Below are 20,066 nucleotides of genomic sequence, written 5' to 3' on the forward strand. Positions count from 1 at the left end.
TATAATTAAATCTAATTTTGCAATTAAATGAATATCAGAAAATGTGTCAAGATAAAAAGTATGTATTTTATTGTATCAATGGTTCTAAATCCCTGATCTCTAATCCTTGTCATTTAGATGAAGCAAAACAAAACATTAAAATTTGGGCTCAACTTAATAACATTGCAGAAGAAAAATTTAAAGTGGTACGATTATACATCCCCATTGAAGAATATACGACTATACGTCCTGATGGGACTTTTTGTCTTGCGAAGGACACAATAATGATCCTGGAAAAAAATGAAACCTATAGACCTAAGCTTGAATCATTACTCATGTTACGCACTAAACCTTGCTGCTCCCTGAAATTTAATTAAAATTTCATCCCTGATTTTTAGGGAGGAAGATTTAATGGATATGCTTGATATTTATAGTGACTATTTGATTTGCCAGAATAAATATGCAACAGCTACAGGTTTATCGGAGATGTTGGATGGTGAATTTGCTCACGACAAGGTGACACGATTTTTACGACTACAAGATTTTGGTTCCAAAGCGCTCTGGAATTATGTCAAGAAGTCAGTCAGGGAGAGTGAAGCATCAGACGGTGTTCTTTTATTGGATGACTCGATTGAGGAGAAGCCTTACACGGATGAGAATGAAATTAATTGTTGGCATTATTCCCATGCTAAAGGTGATGTGGTCAAAGGGATTAATATCCTGACCTGCATGGTTCGGTATGGTGACTTCAGTGTTCCTGTTGGTTATGAAGTTATCAAAAAAGACGTTGCTTTTTGTGACATTGAAACAAGGCAAGCTCGCAGAAAGTCATCCACGACTAAAAATGAACTTTTTCGCAAGCTTATCGCACAAGCGGTTAGTAATCATGTGTTGTTTGACTTTGTACTTGCGGACAATTGGTTTGGCTCGAAGGCCAATATGGCTTACATCCATAATGACCTTCAAAAATCGTTTATTATTGGGATTAAATCTAATCGAACCTTAGCTTTATCCAAAAACGACGCCAACAACGGACGGTACACAAAAGTCAGAGAATTAGAGCTTGAAGAGGACATAGCCCACACAGTCTATCTCAAGGGATTAGACTTCCCAGTGAGGCTTTTGAAGAAAATTTTCAAAAACGAAAATGGTTCTACAGGGGTTCTCTATCTCGTTTCTAATGACATGACCAGCAGTGCCGAACGTCTTTATGAAGTGTACCAGAAACGGTGGCGGATTGAAGAGTATCACAAGTCAATTAAACAAAATGCAAGCCTGAACAAGTCTCCAACCCGTACGGTTAAAACACAATCCAACCATATCTTTGCCGCAATCATTGCATACTGCAAACTGGAAATGATGAAAATAAAGACAAAATTGAATCACTTTGCCATCAAGTACAAATTAATACTCAGGGCTAACCAAATTGCTATGCAGGAGTTAAAAAATATGGCTCGTTAAAGTCGATTGTGCGTAACATGAGTCATTACAAAAGAAAGGCGCAAATGTTTTAGCGAACAATCCAATATTCTTTATTTCCAATAGGGCAACAGGGGCGGCAAAAGATAGTTTAGAGAAAGCGCTTCAAAAAAAAGAGACAGAAGACATCTTAGAGAAATTAAAAAACCAAAGAACAAGATAATTAAACATATAGCAACCTATGCAAACTTCCCTGCTCTCTTACGCCGCCTTTCCATGGGATCAAGAGCCAAAGGACGATAAATTTCAATTCGATCACCTGAGCTTAAAACATATTCCAAAGAAACTTGTTTACCAAAAACACCTAAGGCCAAATCCTTTGTTTCCGGTTGTTTGATATAAATGTTCGAATGATCAAGCGCATCAGCTACAGTGCTGTTATCAGGCAAGCATAGTTTAATCTGGGTTATTTTCTGATCAGCGGCCGCATACACCACTTCAACGTTGACCATATAAGACCTCGGCTCGTTCACAAAAAGCATCCACCATTTTATTGGTAACCTGCTCAAATACCGGACCTAGCAACATGGAAAACATACGCCCGGCAAACTCGAATTCCAAGTCAAAAGAGATGGTACATCCTTCAGAATGCTCATCAAAACGCCAAAAACCTTCAAGGTGCTTGAAAGGACCATCAATCAAACGGATCTCTATCATTTTACCATGCTGCAAACGATTTCGTGTCGTAAAAGATTTGCTTATTCCCGCAGCAGAAATGACAAGCGTAGCCTGCACTTCATCCTCATCTCGATGGTGCACATCACTTTTTGAACAGTAGGGTAGAAACTCTGGATAATGCTCCACTTCATTCACCAGAGCAAACATCTCATTGCAGGAATAAGGGACGGTTCGTGATTTCTTAACAACAGTCATTGAGCCTCCTTTTTTACCTGTTGTCTTAACCAGACAGCGATATCTTTAATTTCTTCCATACATACGGAGTGCTCCATATCATATTGATGCCAGGAGATATTGGTAAAATCTTTTGATTCCAGCCAATCCGCGCTGGCGCGTGTCCAAACAGGCAGAACAAGCGGATCAAATTTACCAGAGGCCATAAACAAAGGCAGTTGGGACGGTTGTTGAACATCAATGTCCGATAGCAAGGGAAGATAAGCCGACAAGGCAATAACCCCAGCCAAAGGCTCAGCCATTTGCAGTGAAGTATATAAAGCCATCGCTCCACCTTGGGAAAAACCGGCAAGAAAAATTTGGCGGGAGGAAAAACCTTGTTCTATCTGGCCCTGAACAATGGAAGAAATATGTGTTTCAGAATCCTTGATGCCCTCTTTATCTTCTCTATCAGTAAGTTTCATGCCAATAATGTCATACCAAGCCTGCATAGGCATACCACCATTCAAAGTCACGGGCCGAACAGGGGCATCCACAAACACATGACGCAGTGCAAGATCCGACAAAGGTAGTTGCTCGGCAAGCCCCGCCATATCAGAAGCATCCGCCCCTAAACCATGCAACCAGATCACACAGGCCTCAGTGGATGTTGCCGTGTCTTTTATATATAAACTCAATCTTTTCTCCGCAGCCAAAAGGGAAATTATCACCAATGCATTGAAGCATAGCAAGGTTTACATCATAAAGTTAGTTAAAAACCGCAGAAAAAAATCAAATCTTGAATCCTTTTTTGCCCTGGCTTGTATTCTCTACTGACTGTGAGATATAAACGATTTGACATATCTTTCTTCTAAACATAATTTATTCTTGTTTTAAATTAATTTTTTTCTTCAAGCAGGTGATTATGACAAGGACATCAGAAAAAAAATTCATTGAATCCATGCTGGAACATGCCGGGATCACCATAAATGGAAATCAACCATGGGATATCCAAGTACACGATGAAAATGTTTATCGTCGTGTACTCAGGCAGGGAGAGCTTGGTTTAGGTGAAGCTTATATGGAAAATGGTTGGGATTGCGAGCGCCTTGATGTATTGATTACGCGTTTGCTTGAGGCAAAACTTGATGAAAAAATAAAAATACCCTGGCATTTTTTTATATCCTACTCGATGGCCAGGCTCATCAATTTTCAAGGGAAAACCCAATCAAAACAGGCTATCCACCACCACTATGATCTTGGCAATTCTCTTTTTAAGGCCATGTTAGATGAAAAGATGATGTACAGTTGTGCCTATTTCAGGAATGTGTCAACGTTAGATGAAGCTCAAACTGCAAAACTGGAGCTGGTTTGCCAGAAATTACAATTAAAACCCGGCATGAAAGTTCTGGATATAGGTTGCGGATGGGGCGGATTAGCCAAGTATATGGCAGAAAAATTTGCTGTTCATGTCACCGGTATAACTCTTTCGGAACAACAATATCAATTTGCCAAAGAAAATTGCAAGAACCTGGACGTGGAAATACGTTTACAGGATTATCGAGACCTCAATGAATGCTTTGATCGAATTGTATCCATCGGGATGTTTGAACATGTGGGGCCGTTGAACTATCGGAAATTTATGGAGATCGTTCACCGTTCTCTCATCGAAAAAGGATTGTTTTTACTGCATACCATCGGCTCCAACCGAAGTCATTTTTTAAGCTCCCAGTGGATCCGTAAATATATTTTTCCCAAAGGACATCTTCCTTCTATTCAACAAATTGCCTCAGCTTCTGAACCCTTTTTTACTATGGAAGACTGGCATAATTTTGGTGCTGATTATGATAAAACACTCATGGCATGGTATGACAATTTTTCTCATCACTGGGAAGCATTAAAAAAGGATTATGATGAACGCTTTTACCGGATGTGGACATATTTTCTTTTAGGTTCGGCAGCTTGCTTTCGTGCGCGCAGCCAGCAATTATGGCAAATTGTCTTCAGTAAAGGCGGAAAACCTGGAGGTTATCTTTCTATCCGATGAAAAAAATAATTTCAGTGAATAAGAATTTGACCTTAACGGGAAATCTCGATAATTTTACTATCCAAAGACACATTAAATCGAGAAAATCATGACCCATAACTTAAAGACACATGAAAGAACCTTTAATATTGCTTGGGGTGATATGGACGCCTTGGGGCATGTCAATAATGGAAGGTATTTTGATTATTTCCAGCAAGCAAGAATTGAATGGCTGGAGCAGCTTAAGTTGGATATGAAACAACAGCAAGGACCAGTGCTGATTCATATTGCCTGTACTTATCTTAAACCCATCATTTATCCAGCCACCTTAACCCTGAAAAGCAAGGCACACAGTCCAGGTCGTTCGAGTTTACTGATAGATCATGATTTATATCAGGATCAAAATCTCATGGCGCAGGGAAGCAGCAAAATTGTTTGGATCGACTACAACAGCAACAAGGCGATTCCTTTACCCGAATCCATTCGCAAATTGTTTAATGAATAAATCCCGCTTCATGCCTTATACCGCGATGGGTGCTTTAATCGCAGGATGACACTGATAATTCCTAAATGCAAAATCCTCAAAACGATAATCAAATAAAGATGAGGGTTTTCTGTTAATCATTAATTGAGGCAGAGGGAAAGGTTCGCGCTGCAACTGAGTACGAGCCTGCTCGATATGGTTTAAATACAAATGACAGTCGCCGCCTGTCCAGATGAATTCACCCACGTCAAGATCACATTGCTGAGCTACCATATGCGTCAAGAGGGAATACGACGCTATGTTAAAAGGGACACCAAGAAAAACATCCGCTGAACGCTGGTACAATTGACAAGATAAGCGACCTTCCGCCACATAAAACTGAAACAGGGCATGGCATGGCATTAAAGCCATTTTGTCGAGTTCGCCCACATTCCAGGCGCTCACCAATAAACGACGGGAATCCGGATTACGCTTGATTTCCCCAAGTATCTCAGTTAATTGGTCAATATGGCGACCATCAGAGGCAGGCCAACTGCGCCACTGACGGCCATATACCGGACCAAGCTCACCTTTTTCATCAGCCCATTCATTCCAAATGGTTACAGCATTTTCATTCAAATAACGAATATTGGTATCGCCGCGCAAAAACCATAATAACTCATGAATAATACTGCGCACATGTAATTTTTTCGTGGTCACCAATGGAAAACCATCCTGTAAATTAAAGCGCATCTGATAAGCAAAGACGGACAAAGTGCCAGTACCCGTACGGTCAGATTTTTCAACGCCTTGTCTTAAAATATGTTGCAGCAATTGTAAATATGTTTTCATCGTTTAATCCACCATATGAGAAGTCCAGCAATAAGCATAGGTATGGATAACAACTGTCCCATCGTCAACCAGCCAAAAGCAATATAACCTATGTGAGCATCAGGCTCGCGGAAAAATTCGGCCAAAAAGCGGCACAAGGAATAGCCAATCAGAAACACAGCCGAAACGCGACCTTCCGGCCTAGGCTTGGAGGCATACCACCATACCACCATAAATAATACGACACCTTCCAAGGTAAATTCATAGATTTGTGAAGGGTGTCTTGGCTGCCCATCCACGTGAGGAAAGACCATTGCCCAGGGAACATTCGTTACCCGACCCCACAATTCGCCATTGATAAAATTACCTATCCGGCCTAGTCCCAATCCCAAAGGTACTAAAGGTGCAATGAAATCAGCCACTTGCCAGAAATTCTTTTTTTTCTGGCGGGCAAAAAGAATTAAAGCCAGAAAAACCCCCAAAAGCCCACCGTGAAAGGACATTCCGCCTTCCCATATTTTGAAAAGAACCCAGGGCTGTGTCAGCAATTCTTTAAAATTATAAAAGAGCATGTATCCCAAGCGTCCACCGATCACAGCACCCAGGGCACCATAAAAAATCAGATCAGCAATTTGCTCGGAAGTCCATTGAAGCTTATAAAGTCTGACGCGTAAATGTGCCAAGCCCCAAGCACCAATGAACGCCAAGAGATACATCAGCCCATACCAATGCACTTTTACAGGCCCGAAAGAGAAGGCAACTGGATCAATATGAGGAAAAACTAACATAGACAATGGAATATCCTTTCTTTTTAAATCAACATATCCAGGGCAGCTAAAAGCAAAAATACAATAAATCCATTTTTTAACTGTGCCACAGGCAATACGTAGGTTAAGCGGGCACCCACAGGCGCAAATAAAGCACTGGGTATCGCCACCCAAAAAGCAGCCGGCCAGTAAACATAACCTATAGAGTAGGCTGGCAGCCCCGGCTCATTGCTACCGGTAACCATAAAGGCCAGGGTTCCTACAACGGCAACTGTCATAGTGCATAAGCTTGAAATAGCAGCAATTTTACGAATATCAACCCCACAATAAGTAAGGTAAGGAATGATCAAAGCCCCACCACCCACTCCTAAGAGACCTGATTTTACACCGATTAAACCGCTGATGAAGTGATGTATCCAGGCTCTTGGATATTGATGCGGCCGAGTGATATGCCTGTCAAGAAACATCTTATAGGCCACAATAAGCAAGAAAACGCCAAAAATGATTTTTAACCAATGGGAAGGCAGTAAATCCGCAAGAATAGCTCCCAACACAGCACCAATGACTATACCAGGCCAAAGACGCCGATAGACCGACCATAAAATTTCACCCAGACGATAATGAGCACGAACAGAAGCCTGAGATGTGATGATCATAACAGCCAGAGAGGTTCCCGCGGCAACATGCATGATAAGAGAAGGCGGAACAGTTTGGTTATGACGAAAAATAAATGCCAAAGCAGGCACCACTACCATCCCACCGCCAATACCCAGAATACCAGCCATCAGACCAGCAAAAGCTCCGGTCAAAGCAAACACTGCGCCATTTTCCAACAATTCAGTAATGATCATGATTTCCCTGCCCTTATAAGCCCACCTAGACCTTCTTCTTCCAATGCTTTTCGCAAAAGCAAGCGAATTTCTGCAGGATGCTCCAGTTCCAGAACTTCAGCAAGAATTCGTCGGGCATTGGCCAGGGAAAAATGGCGAATGACCCATTTAACACGAGGCAAGCTGGCAGAATTCATACTTAAGGTATCAAATCCCATAGCCAACAACAAAACCACCGCTAAGGGATCACTGGCCATCTCGCCGCAAATACTGACTTCAACGCCCGCCGCATGCCCTCCCTCCACAATTTTCATTAACATGCGTAACATGGCTGGGTGTAATGCATCATATAATTCTGCAACTCTGGCATTATTTCTGTCAACAGCCAGTACATATTGGGTCAAATCATTGCTACCTACGGAAAGAAAATTAACACGCTTGGCCAACTCGCGTGATAAATAGGCAGCAGCAGGCACCTCAATCATAACGCCCAGCGGTGGCTTCTCAATTTTACATCCTTCTTCAAGCAATTCCTCATAAGCCTGCTCAATAAGATAAACGGCTTCATCCACTTCTCCTAAAGTGGTTACCATCGGCAACATAATACGTAAATTATTAAGTTCTTCACTGGCCCGCATCATTGCTCTCACCTGAATCAAAAAGACATCGGGATGATCCAGTGTTATCCTGATTCCCCTCCAGCCCAGATAAGGATTATCCTCTTTTACCGGAAAATAAGGCAAAAGCTTATCCCCGCCAATATCCAGTGTGCGCATCGTCACCTGACGAGGTGCGAAAGCTTTTAACAGCTGGCGATAAATAATGGTTTGCTCATCCTCAGAAGGAAAGCGATCCCGGCTCATAAAAGGTATTTCAGAACGATATAAACCAATGCCTTCAGCGCCTACACTCATTGACAAACCGGCATCCATGGCTAAACCGGTGTTGACCTGTAAAGAAATACGGTAATTGTCCGTGGTTTCAGCCGGTTTATCCCGCAGACTAACCAGACTTTGATTCAATTCTTCTTCTTCCTGAAGAAGCTGTTTAAACTCAGCCAACACCGCTTTGGAAGGAGAAATAAAAACATGGCCATAGTAACCATCCACCACCACTGCACGACGAGAGAGATGTTCCACTTTTAACCCGCGAACCCCCATAACGGTTGGCACACCTAATGCCCGAGCCAAAATAGCCACATGCGAGTTATTTGAGCCCTTTGCAGAAATAACACCAACCAGTTGTCCTTCAGGTACCTCAGCGAGTTCAGAGGCCGTGATTTCTTCTCCAATCAACACTGTCCGGCGAGGATAGTCAATTTCCTGCCGCTGTGTCAGCTGTAACTCAGCCAGAACGCGGCGACCCAAATCACGAAAGTCACTGGCTCTCTCCCGCAAATAATCATCTTCGACGGATTCAAACTGCTGGACGTGTTTTTTGATGACAGAAGCTAAGGCTGCCTGCGCGCTCAATTTTTCCTCCCGAATCACGCTGGCTACTTCAGCTCCCAGGCTGTCTTTATCCAGGATGCGCAGATACACATCAAACAAGGCATGTTCTTCATCCGCCACAACAGTGGATTTAATTCGCTTGCCCAAACGACGCATATCGTCTTTTACCGATTCCAGTGCCTGGTAAAAAACCGCGACTTCATTGTCCACATCATCAGCCAAATGCCTGGGAACAGCATCCAGATCGGCAGGTGGATAAACCACCACACCGGTTCCAATCGCCACCCCAGGAACACTACCAATCCCCGTCAAAGAAGCTTGCGCCACTTCCACTTTTGTAACGCCAAGGGATTTTTTGGGTCGCGTCAATGCCTCAAGTTCACCCGTTGCCTCTGCATGAGCGATGACTCCCCCAAGCTGTGCGGCAAGTGTAATTAAAAAAGCTTCTTCAGCATCATCGAAACATCGTGACTCAGTTTGCTGAATGATCATCACGCCGTACAGCTTGCGATGTTGGATAACAGGAACCCCTAAAAAACCCTTTAGATGCTCCTCTCCCAATAAGGGATTCTCGTAATAGTCAGGATGTAAAGAGGCATCCTCCAGGTTAATCGGTTCTTCGCGGCGACCTACCAGACCCAGCAAACCACAGTCAAGAGCGATACGTACCCTTGACTCGGCATATTTATTTAAACCTTCAGTTGCAATCAATACATATTCAGCGGTTTTATTGTCAATGAGATATACAGAAACGGCCTCGGCATCTATGGCTTTGCTCACACGCTTAACCAATACGCCCAGGGCTTCGGATAAATCATTAGCCGTCGTTACATCTTGAACGATTCGTTTCAGTATTTTTAGCATCTATAATCTATGACTACCTCTTTTTGTAACTGTTCAGCACTCACCGAAAAACCATATTTGTCGCCTCTTGAACGGAAATCCGGCTTTTCACCAAGATGGATAGATTATGGTGAAAAATTATCACTTTTTTTTCTTACGACCAATGAAGGGGTGTCGACGATTTTTCAGCAGGGGCTCTAACTCTTTTAACGCCTGAACATACACCTGACGCTTGAAAAAAATAACCTGCTGTCCAGGTTCATGAAAATCAATCCATCGCCAGCTGTCAAATTCAGGGGAGTCACTTAAGTCTAAGCGAACTTTTTGTTCACTGGCTATCAAACGCAACAAAAACCATTTTTGCTTCTGGCCGATCACCAAAGGTGTGCTGCCATGACGCAAATATTGCTTAGGCAAACGATATTTCAACCAGCGTCGCGTTGAGCCCAAAATTTCCACGTCATCCTTTTCCAAGCCCACTTCTTCTCGTAATTCCCTGAACATGGCCTGCATGGCCGTTTCGCCTGTAGCAAGCCCGCCTTGCGGAAACTGCCAGGCATCGTGCCCATACCGTCGCCCCCAAAAAACTCTGCCGTAATTATTGACGAGAATGATTCCAACATTCAATCGATAACCGGCGCGATCAATCACCATTTTGTCACTACTTACACTAAGTCGATATTGCTTTGATTTTTCCACAAAATACAAGACTTTGGCAAATAAAACCATGAACTATTTGCCTATATTTAATAATTTTAACACGTGCAAGCTAAAATCGATGAGAAATTCGCTTGAACGAAGGATTAAAGCGTGTATATTTCCCATTTAATGAGGGTTTATAAGACATGTTATGCATGCATGGTCTTTTTTAGCAGATTTGGATTTAGCCATTAGAAGCACGCTATGAAAAAAAAACGCATTTTTATCATCAATACGGGCGGTACCATCAGCAGCATTAAAACTCCGCAGGGTTATCAGCCTGCCCAGGATTACATTGAAGGGGCCTTGAAACAGATTCCGACTCTGTCCCATCCAGCCATGCCTGATTATACCATCAAGGAATACAAACCACTGCTTGACTCATCCAACATGACCGTCCATGACTGGAACCATATTGCCAAAGACATTGCCGATCATTATGAAGCGTTCGACGGATTTATCGTTTTTCATGGCACAGATACCATGGCCTATACCGCTTCCATTCTCTCTTTTATGCTGGAAAATCTGGCCAAGCCCGTTATTGTGACCGGTTCTCAGATCCCGTTGTCAGAAATACGCAGTGATGGAATTGACAATGTCATCACCTCACTCTGGCTTTGCGCAACCCAACCCATTTATGAAGTATGTATCTATTTTAATCAACAATTATTGCGGGGCAATCGAACACAAAAAGTCAATGCGCAAAGTTTTAATGCCTTTAATTCACCTAACTATCCTCCTTTAGCACGTATCGGAATTCATATTGAACTGAACCGTGAATACTTACGCCCTAAACCAGAAGGAGATTTTCACCTGCATACTATTTTTCCCAGTTTTATTGCCAATTTTCGTCTTTTTCCCGGTTTTTCCTCTGAAGTTCTCGGTTATATTTTAAATCAACCACTGAAAGGCCTCATATTGGAAAGTTATGGCACAGGTAATGCGCAAAATAATGATCCACATTTTCTTCATCTGCTCAAAAAAGCCTGTGACAAGGGAGTGATTATTGTCAATTGCACACAGTGTCACCAGGGAAAAGTGGAAATGAATCAATATGCCACCGGTATGTCGCTTAAGAAAGCAGGCCTCATCAGCGGTCATGACATGACACCTGAGGCCGCTCATTGCAAGCTCCTTTATTTACTGAGCAAACATCAGAACATTCAACACATCAAAACATGGGTTGAAACGGATTTGTGCGGTGAGCTGAGTCATTAGTTTTACCTTATCAAAACCTCAAGCACCAGATATGGCCGTTTCTTGAGCGGGGCTAACACTTACAGTTAATGTAAAACAAGGCTACTGGATTTCTCAATTGACTCTTCGGGAGATATTTGCTCTAAAGCCTTCTGCATGCATTTATCCAACTCCCCTACATCCGGGCGAAGTGTGGGAAGACCTATCTTCAGGGTGGAAAAAAGACTTAATGCAAAAGGTATATCGAATTTTGAGCCATATTTTTTACATAAGGCAGTATTTTCTCGTTTTACCTTTTCTATTGCCTCAATGACATTATTTTTGCGCCATTTTAAATAGTCAGGCTTTTCTTCACCTAAAGCCTGTAAACTTTCTTCACATTTTTTTAATACGGAAAGAAGCATATTTTCTTTATCTTCCGCAAGCTCATATAATGAGCTGATCTCTAAGTGAATAGCCAATTTTTCAATTAAACCCTGATTGTTCACATCTTCAATTTTTTGGATCAGATAAAAAGCTGCATGATATTGAAATTCATTAAAAGGATCGGCGCTATCAAAGGGTTTATCAATGAATTCATGTTCAGAGAGTTTTTTATGGATATCATCAAGAAAATTCTTGATGGCGACCAAACTTCTACCTGTCTCCCCTTCATTTTTATAGCCATATTTCTTGCATAATCGCTGATTTTCAGCTCTTTTATCATCAAGTAACTGTTTCAAATACTCCAGGGTAGCTTCGTCACTTTCCTTACCGTCCATTGTCTTAATTTCAAGCATCAGGTTCATCAGCAATTGTCTTTTTTCCTCTGATAACTCTGTATTTCTCCCAGTCCACAAATAACTCAATACCGTGTTTGATACACAGTTATCTGCCGCTACCGACGTCTTATAGGTTGAATTGAGCCTTACATTGAGAAATTCCTGGGCAACTTTTAGAAAAATGGTCATGACTACACTCCCTTTAGTACGGTTTTTTAATCATAACAACATTTATCAGATTCGCAAGATCAAGGCAAATTGTTTAATTGACAATCTGCTTTGGGGGAAGAATTATGAAATGGTTGACCTGGCTTTACTCGTGTTTGTCAATGACAGGCTGCTGTCCTGTTCATTCTGTAAACGCTTTTCCAAGGCATGACACACCCAAACCAATAGAGGCAAGATAAGAAGTTCAAAAATATTTTTGTATACCCAGGCATTGAAGGCAAGCGTTAACATCTGTTCATAACTGTAAACACCAGTAAATAATAAGCTGTAGCTGACGAGAACCAGAAGGGTTCTGGCACAGAAATTGGCAATAAACATTCGTGCTGCCCGACTGGTAAGCCAGGGCAAACGACGTAACCGATCAAGAAGAAAGCCATTGCTTAAAAAAATAATCAATAGCGCTACCGTTGCTGCAGGAATACGTCGCGGTAAAATGATGGAGTAAAAAGGATTTAAGTTAAAAAAATCGGGGGAGGGTAAAGCTACGGCAAGCATCAATAAGGCATCAAAAAACAATTGCGCAAGAATCAATATCACGGTCAGCAAAATTGAAGCTCTATAACCATAAAGCTCACCAATCAAGGTACCGGACATCAAAGCTATTGGAAATAATAAACCGTTTGCTGTTAAAGTCCATTGCCCATTAAGAGTCACCAAACGATATTCACAGGCTAAGCAAATCAGTAAAATAGCGACAGCGATACAAACTAAGTAATAGAATATAGGTAGCTTCTGCGCCACCTTCTCCTTTTTTTTCATGTCTTTTCCATAACTCACGGACCAAGCAAGATAACTGACCCCTATGATTAAAAGAAGGCTTGCACAAATAAGAAAGGAGTCAAAAAAGATCAATTGAAAATTCTGAATTCTTGGCACAGAGAACAGAAAATAAAAATCAACAGCAAAAAAGCTCATCCCCCCAAAAACAGCTAAAAGAACGGCATTTTTTGTTGAGGAGAAGAAGGAATCCCGTTTTCGACTAAATAAAATATGAGGCAGATAAAAACTCACTCCAAAAGCAAAGACTGTTGCAAAAAATTTCTTGGGGATGTCTTCAAAAACGATCTGATATACGGGATTGTTATGCATGTACTCGGCAGCTGGAAGATTAACCAGTAAATACACCCCGATAGAAAAAATGTAGACACCCATTAATGACAAATTCAGAATATGCCGCTGTTCAGCCAGCGAGCACTGTCGCAGGGCAAGTAAATAAAACCATGTTATCAAAGGGCATAACAGACTGCTGGCAGTAAAAACCAAGCCCGATACAGCAACGATTTTAAAGGAAAGATTAATTAAGAGCAGCAAGCATGAAATCATGCTGACTGCTATCACCAAAAAACTTTTTGACTGTGATGAAATTGAAAAGTACATCTTGTCTTTTATCCACCATGTTACATCCGGAAATAATCATTTTGTATGTCCAAAATCCTGGTGATTATTGTTGTTTGTAATCCAAGTTGGACATTAATATACCACACATCCACTTTGATAACCAAATTAATCCACATTCAATAACGTAAAAAGCCTGCTGCAGCAGAAGTAATCTGGCCTGATATTTTTTAATGTTCTTTTTTTAAAGAACATTTTTGATATACTGGATGTTATATTTACGAAGGATTTTAACATTTTTGCGGCCAAAATCTTGACAAACATTCCTATTTGGCTCGATCTTTTCCGATATGAAAAAAATCCTTACAGAATCTTGGCAGTTGAACTGATATAAAGAGATAAACGTGGCTGAATATAACAGGCAGGCTTCAGCAAAAATTGGTATGTTACCAGGCACAGCAATATATGTCGGTAAAGAGCCTCCGCAATCCACCAGAATCCTTACACATATATACGATTCTCAAAGCTATCAGGTTCTTGAAGGTTTCCAAAGCAATGACATTCAAAAAGCACTGAAATCAGGAAACAATGTCTGGGTGGATATTATAGGACTTGCCGACAGCACCCAAATCAACGATTTGTGCCTCGAATTTTCCATACATCCTTTAATCATTGAAGACTTACTCAACACGCATCAAAGACCTAAGCTGGATATTTTTGAGGAATACTTATTTATCGTTTTTAAGTTACTGGATAATCCGCCTCACAAGCCGTCTTATAACAGTGAACAATTCAGCATGGTTCTAAAAAGCAATCTTTTGCTCACCGTCAGAGAAACAGAGGATTATTCCTTACATGATCTTTATAAAAGTCTCGCCTTAAAACAATCTATTATCAGAGAACATGGTACCGACTATCTTGCTTATCTCATTATGGACAATATCATTGATGATTATTTCAATTTTGTGGAAGAAACGGCTTTGAGTCTTGAAAAAATGGAGGATCTTCTCATTAAAGATCCAGAAGCAATTAAACTGGATATGCTTTATACCATCAAACGAAGGACCTTGACTCTGCGTAAAACGATAGCTCCCATAAAAGATATTGTGCATCTGCTGCTAACTGAGCAAAACAATTGGATCCGTAAAAAACACCATCTTTATTATCGTGATCTGCATGATCATTGTACCCGTCTGCTGGAAATGGTGGATCTGCACCGGGATATGACCACCAGTATGCTGGATATTTATTTGTCCACATTGAACAATCGTATGAATGAAACCATGAAGCTGTTAACTTTATTTGCCAGCATTTTCATTCCCTTGACCTTCATAGCTGGAATTTATGGCATGAATTTTGAGTACATGCCAGAATTAAAATTACGTTATGCTTATCCTGTGGTACTTATAGGTATGGCAGCGTTAGCCTTTATTATGCTATATTATTTTAAGCGAAAAAAACTGTTGTAAAGAAAATTTTGCTCATTTTATATAGCAGATTGGTTAATCTAAATTAAAACTTCAACAAATTATTCTTATTCAGGGGTGAGGGTTCTTTTTTCAATTGGGAATCACTTGGGAAAAATACAACTGAATCTTTAGCTCTTGAAGGCAGTAATTTTGTCGTATCAATGGTTGGCTTAGGCTTCTTCAGTAAAAGCCGGGGATTAATTTCTGCTTTTTTATTTCTGTTAGTAGAAGTTCTCTTAAGGTTGTCCTGGACTTCGCTGATTACAGACGGCTCCATATTTTTTCTTAAATCCGGCGCCCTAGGCAAGAGCAGCTTTTTCTCTGTATTTGCATTCACTTTAATCGTTAACTCACCAACCCAGTTTCGTACTGCGCGTAAGTAATCCAGTGAAACTTCTTCTCCAACCACAATTAGCAGACTTTTTGTAATGAACTGGGGAATACCATATACCACTTTCACCGCTGCCGCAGTGCTTTTTGGTGCCCAGGCAGCCACTTTAACGGTATAGGATTTTTCAGGATTGCCTTTATTGATGATAAACGCCAATACACTATCCGTTCGATTCATTAAGGTTTCCCAGTCCCTTTTTATGATGGGGTCATTAATAAACTGGTCTTCTGAATGGAACATAGGAGGCAAAATAATATATTTTAATTGACGAGTCAGAGGGTGATGAGCAACTTTATACAGAGAATTGGAGATGGTTTGCCAGGGGATATTGGAAGGAGGACCTTGCAGCAATGGAGGGATTTGTTTTTTCAAGCCAGAAGCCACAACTTTGGTCCACCAGCCCATGAAACGCTCATATAAATCCATGGGATCAACAGGTATGGTCTGCTCCCCTGATCGTACCAAGGGAGGATTTAAATGAGCAGCAATGGCAATTTGAAACATTAATAACATCTGCTCCATGGTTTTCAAACAAAACTCGGGAGGTAATCCTGACGTCGCTGTCAATGCAGCTCTTAAAAGCATGGCCATCCCTTCATGCCCCAAGCCCAAAGCCAAAGCATATTCTGACTCGAGTGCACGATGATCAGGACAGCGCTCCGGCGTGGTACTTTTTGCTATATAACGCCCACGCACATAAATAGAAACCAGGTAGGATACACCGCTCATGCCGGGGATTTGGCTTATCAGATGAACCGCAAGATCATTAGCCATAAGTTCGACCAACTCACGGCCACTGCCTTTAATCTGTTGAGCCACCGTACATTTCTCTTCAATGCAAAGTGGAGAGCGCTCTCGGGGATTGATTTGATTAAATGCATCGGCTGCCCGTAAGGAAACAAGGATAGTCCGAGTCGCCATTTGTGTTCCCTGACGAAAGTTATACGCTTTAACTGCCAGACCGAGTAACATCAGCGAGCAGTCAATAAAGTAATTGGCACTGAGCCAGCTGCTATCTTCTTCATCGTATTCAGGGGAGAAGCTTTGTTGAATATAATTATTGGCAAAATTAACCAGTAAAAGAGGAAGCAAATCATGGCTTATGATATAAGCAAGATGATTAGTGATGGTCCGTGAACTCTCGTGAGCGAGCAATGAGCGTATTGTTTTAGGCAAAACTCCAATCTGCTCAAAAAGATGAGATACTGTTCCATAGGTGTATTTAGCGGTCGCACTGACAGCCCCCCATGCTTTTTCCTTTGCCCAAGAAACCCAACCCATAGTCCTCTCCCTGTTCCCTAGGATTTTATTCTAAGAGGAAAAAAAGCATTTTGACAACAATTTTTATGAATTGTACCGTTTTTAAATCATTATGATGATGCATAATGCCTGCCAGGCGCTTGCTATTTACTTTTATCTTCAGAAGCGGTTTTGTGTGGATATTCACATAAATCACGAATCAAACATTCAGGACATTTCGGTTTGCGTGCCACACAAATATATCGCCCATGTAAAACCAACCAATGATGAGCATCTTTTATGAATTCCTTATCCAGGTATTTTAAAAGTTTTTTCTCCACTTCCAGTGGTGTTTTACCTTTAGCCAGACCAGTACGGTTGGATACACGAAAAATATGGGTGTCTACTGCAATGGTGGGTTGATTAAAAGCTGTATTCAAAACCACATTGGCCGTTTTTCTTCCCACCCCAGGCAATGCTTCCAACTCTTCCCGAGTCCCTGGAACTTTTCCATTATGTTTTTTTTTCAAGATTTGGCAGGCTTTGATAATATTTTGAGCTTTGGAATTGTACAGCCCAATCGTTTTAATCAGCTCTTTGAGCTTCTCCTCTCCCAAGCTCAGAATAGCCTCCGGGGTATTAGCTTTAGGAAATAATTTAGCCGTTGCCTTGTTCACACTGGCATCGGTTGCCTGTGCCGATAAAATGACAGCTACCAGCAATTCAAAAGGAGAATTATAGTTTAATTCCGTCTCAGGATGAGGGTTTTTTGCTTGAAAGCGTTCAAAAATGGCGCGTCGTTTTTCTTTATTCATAAGATTTTTTAGCCTGTACTCGAGCGAGCGCTTTTAAAATATAATCTTGTTTAGCCTTTTTGTCTTGTGATTGATCAGCCTTGAGGCTTGCCAGACGCCTTTTTTCCTTATAATGTCGCTGTTTGTCCTGCTCTTCTCTTAATAAACGACTTTGGCGAGCATGGTAGCGAGCTCTTGCCTGCTCTTTATCATACAGAGGTTCAGGCAGAGGTAACAAATCGATGCAATCCACAGGACATGGTTCAATACATAAGCCGCAACCGGTACATTCCTGAGGGATAACAGTGTGCATATGCTTCCCACTGCCAATGACAGCATCTACAGGACAAGCTTGAATACATTTAGTGCAGCCAATGCATTCCGCTTCCCTGATGTTAGCCACTGCCGGCGCCCGGGTATTCGCTTTTACAGCTTCCAGATAAGGCGAAGGATCAATCTTTAACAGGCTTGCCAAACGCTTTAAGGTCGTTATTCCCCCAGGTGGACAACGATCAACAGAAGCCTGTCCAGCCGCCAGCGCTTCAGCATAAGGCATACATCCCGCATGCCCGCATTCACCACATTGAGTCTGAGGAAGAAGAGCATCAATGTCTTTTACCGAGACCATTAACCCTCCCTGCCCTGAGCCAACATGGCGTCAATTTTCTCCCTGTCTACCCGAACCATTAAAGGCTTAAAGGCTTCAATGCGATGGTCCAATAAGGGTTTATCGACCGTAGACCACAAAAGAGGTGGTGAATTTAAAAAATCTTCAGCCGCCTCAGCCATGATGGGCAATACCGGCTTTAAAAAGGTCATCAGCAGGCGAAATCCATTTAATCCCATCGTGCAAATCCCTTGAACCTCCGGTAAACGTTCATCCTCTTTAGCCAGGACCCAGGGTTTGTGTTGATCGATATATTGATTAATTTTATCGGCACAGTTCATAATCGCTCGAACAGCTCGAGCATAATCACGCTCAATAAAAGCCTCTACAATTGTGTCTTTTACTGAAAGCCAGTCTGCATAAAGATGAGGTTCGGGCAACTCCGTACTTAATCTTTGCTCAAAACGCTTGTTAATAAATCCAGCGCAGCGACTGGCAATGTTCACCACTTTGCCCACCAGATCAGCATTGACGCGGTAGACAAAATCATCAAAATTCAAATCAATGTCATCCACGCTTCCGTTCAGCTTGGCAGCGAAATAATAACGCAGATATTCGGGATTTAAATATTGAAGGTAGGTACGCGCTTCAATGAACGTTCCTCGCGACTTTGACATTTTCTGGCCGTTTACAGTCAGAAAACCATGAGTATAAATGGCAGTTGGTAACCGGTGTCCGCTGGCTGCCAGCATGGCAGGCCAGAATAAGGCGTGAAAATAGATAATGTCCTTGCCGACAAAATGATAAAGTTCAGTCACTGAACTCTCCGACCAGTAGTCCGCAAATGACACTCCCTTTTCATCACAGTATTTTTTAAAACTGGCCATGTAGCCAATAGGTGCATCTAACCAGACGTAGAAATATTTATCTTTTGTCCCTGGAATAAGAAAACCAAAGTAAGGCGCATCGCGGGAAATATCCCAAGGTTTTAAACCTGAGGTAAACCATTCATCAAGCTTGTTGGTGACTTCGGATTGCAAATGACCTTGCTGTGTCCATTCCCTGAGTAAGGCTTCATAACGTGGCAAATCAAAAAAATAATGTTCGGATTCCTTTTCAACAGGAGTAACACCTGACAGGGCAGACACAGGACGAATCAGTTCAGTTGGGTCATATGTTGCCCCACAGGCTTCGCAGTTGTCACCGTATTGATCCTCTGCGCCACAGTTTGGACAAGTCCCCTTAACAAAACGATCGGGCAAAAACATTTCCTTTACAGGATCAAAGGCTTGACGTATGGTTTTTTTTACAATATCGCCTCTGGCCTGCAACTGCTGGTAAATGGCTGTCGCCAGCTCCTTATTTTCCTTTGAATGGGTGGAATGGTAACTGTCATAGTGAATGGCGAAGGCTTTAAAATCCTCTTCATGACTTTTCTGCATACGTGCCGTCAATTCTTCGGCAGAAATGCCCAGTTGCTCTGCCTTAAGCATTATGGGTGTACCGTGCGCATCATCGCCGCAAACGCTGATGCAATCCACACCAAGCATTTTGTGGGTACGGACCCAGATATCGGTTTGAATATGCTCTACCAAATGGCCCAAATGCAAATGACCATTGGCATAAGGCAATGCACTGGTCACTAACATTTTACGTTTCTTGCTCATGCCGGTTATCCCTGCGTTCAAAAAAGGACAAATTATACAGGAAATGTCAAGATGCAAGAAGTAGTGAAATCATTTATACTGTCTAAAGTGCCAGAGCGTCGAATGATTTAAACTTAAATCATCTTTCTCTATTCCGAATCTGGTTTGTGATTAGCTTATTTTTACATAGAAAAATACTC

The 20,066-nt window shown here is 41.7% G+C and carries 20 protein-coding genes; 6 read left to right on the forward strand and 14 right to left on the reverse strand.

Annotation, left to right across the window (positions count from 1 at the left end; translation table 11 throughout):
- Window positions 1-41 precede the first annotated feature (41 nt).
- Window positions 42-356, forward strand: coding sequence for a hypothetical protein (locus tag E4T55_RS05910; protein WP_058501278.1), 315 nt, complete (start codon window positions 42-44; stop codon window positions 354-356).
- A gap of 34 nt (window positions 357-390) precedes the next feature.
- On the forward strand, window positions 391-1,440 hold the full coding sequence (locus E4T55_RS05915; protein ID WP_115325247.1) for an IS701 family transposase: 1,050 nt from the start codon (window positions 391-393) through the stop codon (window positions 1,438-1,440).
- A 197-nt stretch (window positions 1,441-1,637) separates the two neighbouring features.
- Here the strand turns inward: E4T55_RS05915 and E4T55_RS05920 are convergent, their stop codons facing one another.
- From E4T55_RS05920 to E4T55_RS05930, 3 genes are read right to left on the reverse strand one after another with little or no spacing between them, the layout of a single operon-like run.
- Window positions 1,638-1,910, reverse strand: a complete 273-nt coding sequence (locus E4T55_RS05920) for an RnfH family protein (RefSeq protein WP_058501301.1) — start codon at window positions 1,908-1,910, stop codon at window positions 1,638-1,640.
- Window positions 1,897-2,331 carry a type II toxin-antitoxin system RatA family toxin gene (locus E4T55_RS05925; RefSeq protein WP_058501302.1) on the reverse strand — a complete coding sequence of 145 codons (435 nt, stop codon included), beginning with the start codon at window positions 2,329-2,331 and terminating at the stop codon, window positions 1,897-1,899. The genes E4T55_RS05920 and E4T55_RS05925 overlap by 14 nt, the downstream gene beginning before the upstream one ends.
- A complete protein-coding gene (locus tag E4T55_RS05930) occupies window positions 2,328-2,987 on the reverse strand; it encodes an alpha/beta hydrolase (RefSeq protein ID WP_082636498.1) in 660 nt (219 codons plus the stop codon). The genes E4T55_RS05925 and E4T55_RS05930 overlap by 4 nt, the downstream gene beginning before the upstream one ends.
- 227 nt (window positions 2,988-3,214) lie before the next feature.
- Here E4T55_RS05930 and cfa point away from each other — a divergent pair, with 227 nt between their 5' ends.
- A complete protein-coding gene (gene cfa / locus E4T55_RS05935) occupies window positions 3,215-4,336 on the forward strand; it encodes a cyclopropane fatty acyl phospholipid synthase (protein ID WP_058501303.1) in 1,122 nt (373 codons plus the stop codon).
- An 88-nt stretch (window positions 4,337-4,424) separates the two neighbouring features.
- Window positions 4,425-4,820 carry an acyl-CoA thioesterase gene (locus tag E4T55_RS05940; protein WP_058501304.1) on the forward strand — a complete coding sequence of 132 codons (396 nt, stop codon included), beginning with the start codon at window positions 4,425-4,427 and terminating at the stop codon, window positions 4,818-4,820.
- Between the two features lie 15 nt (window positions 4,821-4,835).
- On the opposite strand, the gene thyA is transcribed toward E4T55_RS05940, so the two are convergent.
- The 5 genes from thyA to E4T55_RS05965 all read right to left on the reverse strand — a co-directional run bounded on the left by thyA (window position 4,836) and on the right by E4T55_RS05965 (window position 10,154).
- The gene (thyA, locus tag E4T55_RS05945) at window positions 4,836-5,630 is read right to left on the reverse strand and encodes a thymidylate synthase (protein WP_058501305.1); all 795 of its coding nucleotides are present in this window, start codon (window positions 5,628-5,630) and stop codon (window positions 4,836-4,838) included.
- Window positions 5,627-6,397, reverse strand: a complete 771-nt coding sequence (lgt, locus tag E4T55_RS05950; protein ID WP_058501306.1) for a prolipoprotein diacylglyceryl transferase — start codon at window positions 6,395-6,397, stop codon at window positions 5,627-5,629. The genes thyA and lgt overlap by 4 nt, the downstream gene beginning before the upstream one ends.
- Before the next feature lie 23 nt (window positions 6,398-6,420).
- Window positions 6,421-7,227 carry a sulfite exporter TauE/SafE family protein gene (locus E4T55_RS05955; RefSeq protein ID WP_058501307.1) on the reverse strand — a complete coding sequence of 269 codons (807 nt, stop codon included), beginning with the start codon at window positions 7,225-7,227 and terminating at the stop codon, window positions 6,421-6,423.
- Entirely contained in the window at window positions 7,224-9,521 is a 2,298-nt protein-coding gene (ptsP, locus tag E4T55_RS05960; protein ID WP_058501308.1) for a phosphoenolpyruvate--protein phosphotransferase, read from the reverse strand. The genes E4T55_RS05955 and ptsP overlap by 4 nt, the downstream gene beginning before the upstream one ends.
- Before the next feature lie 120 nt (window positions 9,522-9,641).
- On the reverse strand, window positions 9,642-10,154 hold the full coding sequence (locus tag E4T55_RS05965) for an RNA pyrophosphohydrolase (protein ID WP_058501323.1): 513 nt from the start codon (window positions 10,152-10,154) through the stop codon (window positions 9,642-9,644).
- Window positions 10,155-10,403: 249 nt separating this feature from the next.
- Between E4T55_RS05965 and ansA the strand changes: the two genes are divergently transcribed.
- The gene (gene ansA / locus E4T55_RS05970; RefSeq protein WP_058501309.1) at window positions 10,404-11,417 is read left to right on the forward strand and encodes an asparaginase; all 1,014 of its coding nucleotides are present in this window, start codon (window positions 10,404-10,406) and stop codon (window positions 11,415-11,417) included.
- Between the two features lie 65 nt (window positions 11,418-11,482).
- Here ansA and E4T55_RS05975 read toward each other — a convergent pair whose 3' ends face one another.
- Together E4T55_RS05975 and E4T55_RS05980 are read right to left on the reverse strand one after the other, a co-directional pair.
- On the reverse strand, window positions 11,483-12,346 hold the full coding sequence (locus E4T55_RS05975; RefSeq protein ID WP_058501310.1) for a hypothetical protein: 864 nt from the start codon (window positions 12,344-12,346) through the stop codon (window positions 11,483-11,485).
- A gap of 102 nt (window positions 12,347-12,448) precedes the next feature.
- A complete protein-coding gene (locus E4T55_RS05980) occupies window positions 12,449-13,708 on the reverse strand; it encodes a VUT family protein (protein ID WP_316409756.1) in 1,260 nt (419 codons plus the stop codon).
- Window positions 13,709-14,124: 416 nt separating this feature from the next.
- On the opposite strand from E4T55_RS05980, the gene corA reads away from it, so the two are divergent.
- Window positions 14,125-15,189 carry a magnesium/cobalt transporter CorA gene (corA, locus tag E4T55_RS05985; protein WP_223168258.1) on the forward strand — a complete coding sequence of 355 codons (1,065 nt, stop codon included), beginning with the start codon at window positions 14,125-14,127 and terminating at the stop codon, window positions 15,187-15,189.
- A 43-nt stretch (window positions 15,190-15,232) separates the two neighbouring features.
- Here the strand turns inward: corA and E4T55_RS05990 are convergent, their stop codons facing one another.
- The 4 genes from E4T55_RS05990 to metG all read right to left on the reverse strand — a co-directional run bounded on the left by E4T55_RS05990 (window position 15,233) and on the right by metG (window position 19,887).
- Window positions 15,233-16,861 (reverse strand): hypothetical protein, encoded by a 1,629-nt coding sequence (locus E4T55_RS05990; RefSeq protein ID WP_058501311.1) that lies wholly within the window; start codon window positions 16,859-16,861, stop codon window positions 15,233-15,235.
- A gap of 122 nt (window positions 16,862-16,983) precedes the next feature.
- Window positions 16,984-17,634, reverse strand: coding sequence for an endonuclease III (nth, locus tag E4T55_RS05995; RefSeq protein WP_058501312.1), 651 nt, complete (start codon window positions 17,632-17,634; stop codon window positions 16,984-16,986).
- Window positions 17,627-18,241 (reverse strand): RnfABCDGE type electron transport complex subunit B, encoded by a 615-nt coding sequence (locus E4T55_RS06000; RefSeq protein ID WP_058501313.1) that lies wholly within the window; start codon window positions 18,239-18,241, stop codon window positions 17,627-17,629. The genes nth and E4T55_RS06000 overlap by 8 nt, the downstream gene beginning before the upstream one ends.
- Complete coding sequence (gene metG, locus E4T55_RS06005) at window positions 18,241-19,887, reverse strand: methionine--tRNA ligase (RefSeq protein ID WP_058501314.1); 1,647 nt, start codon at window positions 19,885-19,887, stop codon at window positions 18,241-18,243. The genes E4T55_RS06000 and metG overlap by 1 nt, the downstream gene beginning before the upstream one ends.
- Window positions 19,888-20,066: the final 179 nt, after the last annotated feature.

The organism is Legionella israelensis (genome assembly GCF_004571175.1).
GTDB classification, from domain to species: Bacteria; Pseudomonadota; Gammaproteobacteria; order Legionellales; family Legionellaceae; genus Legionella_D; species Legionella_D israelensis.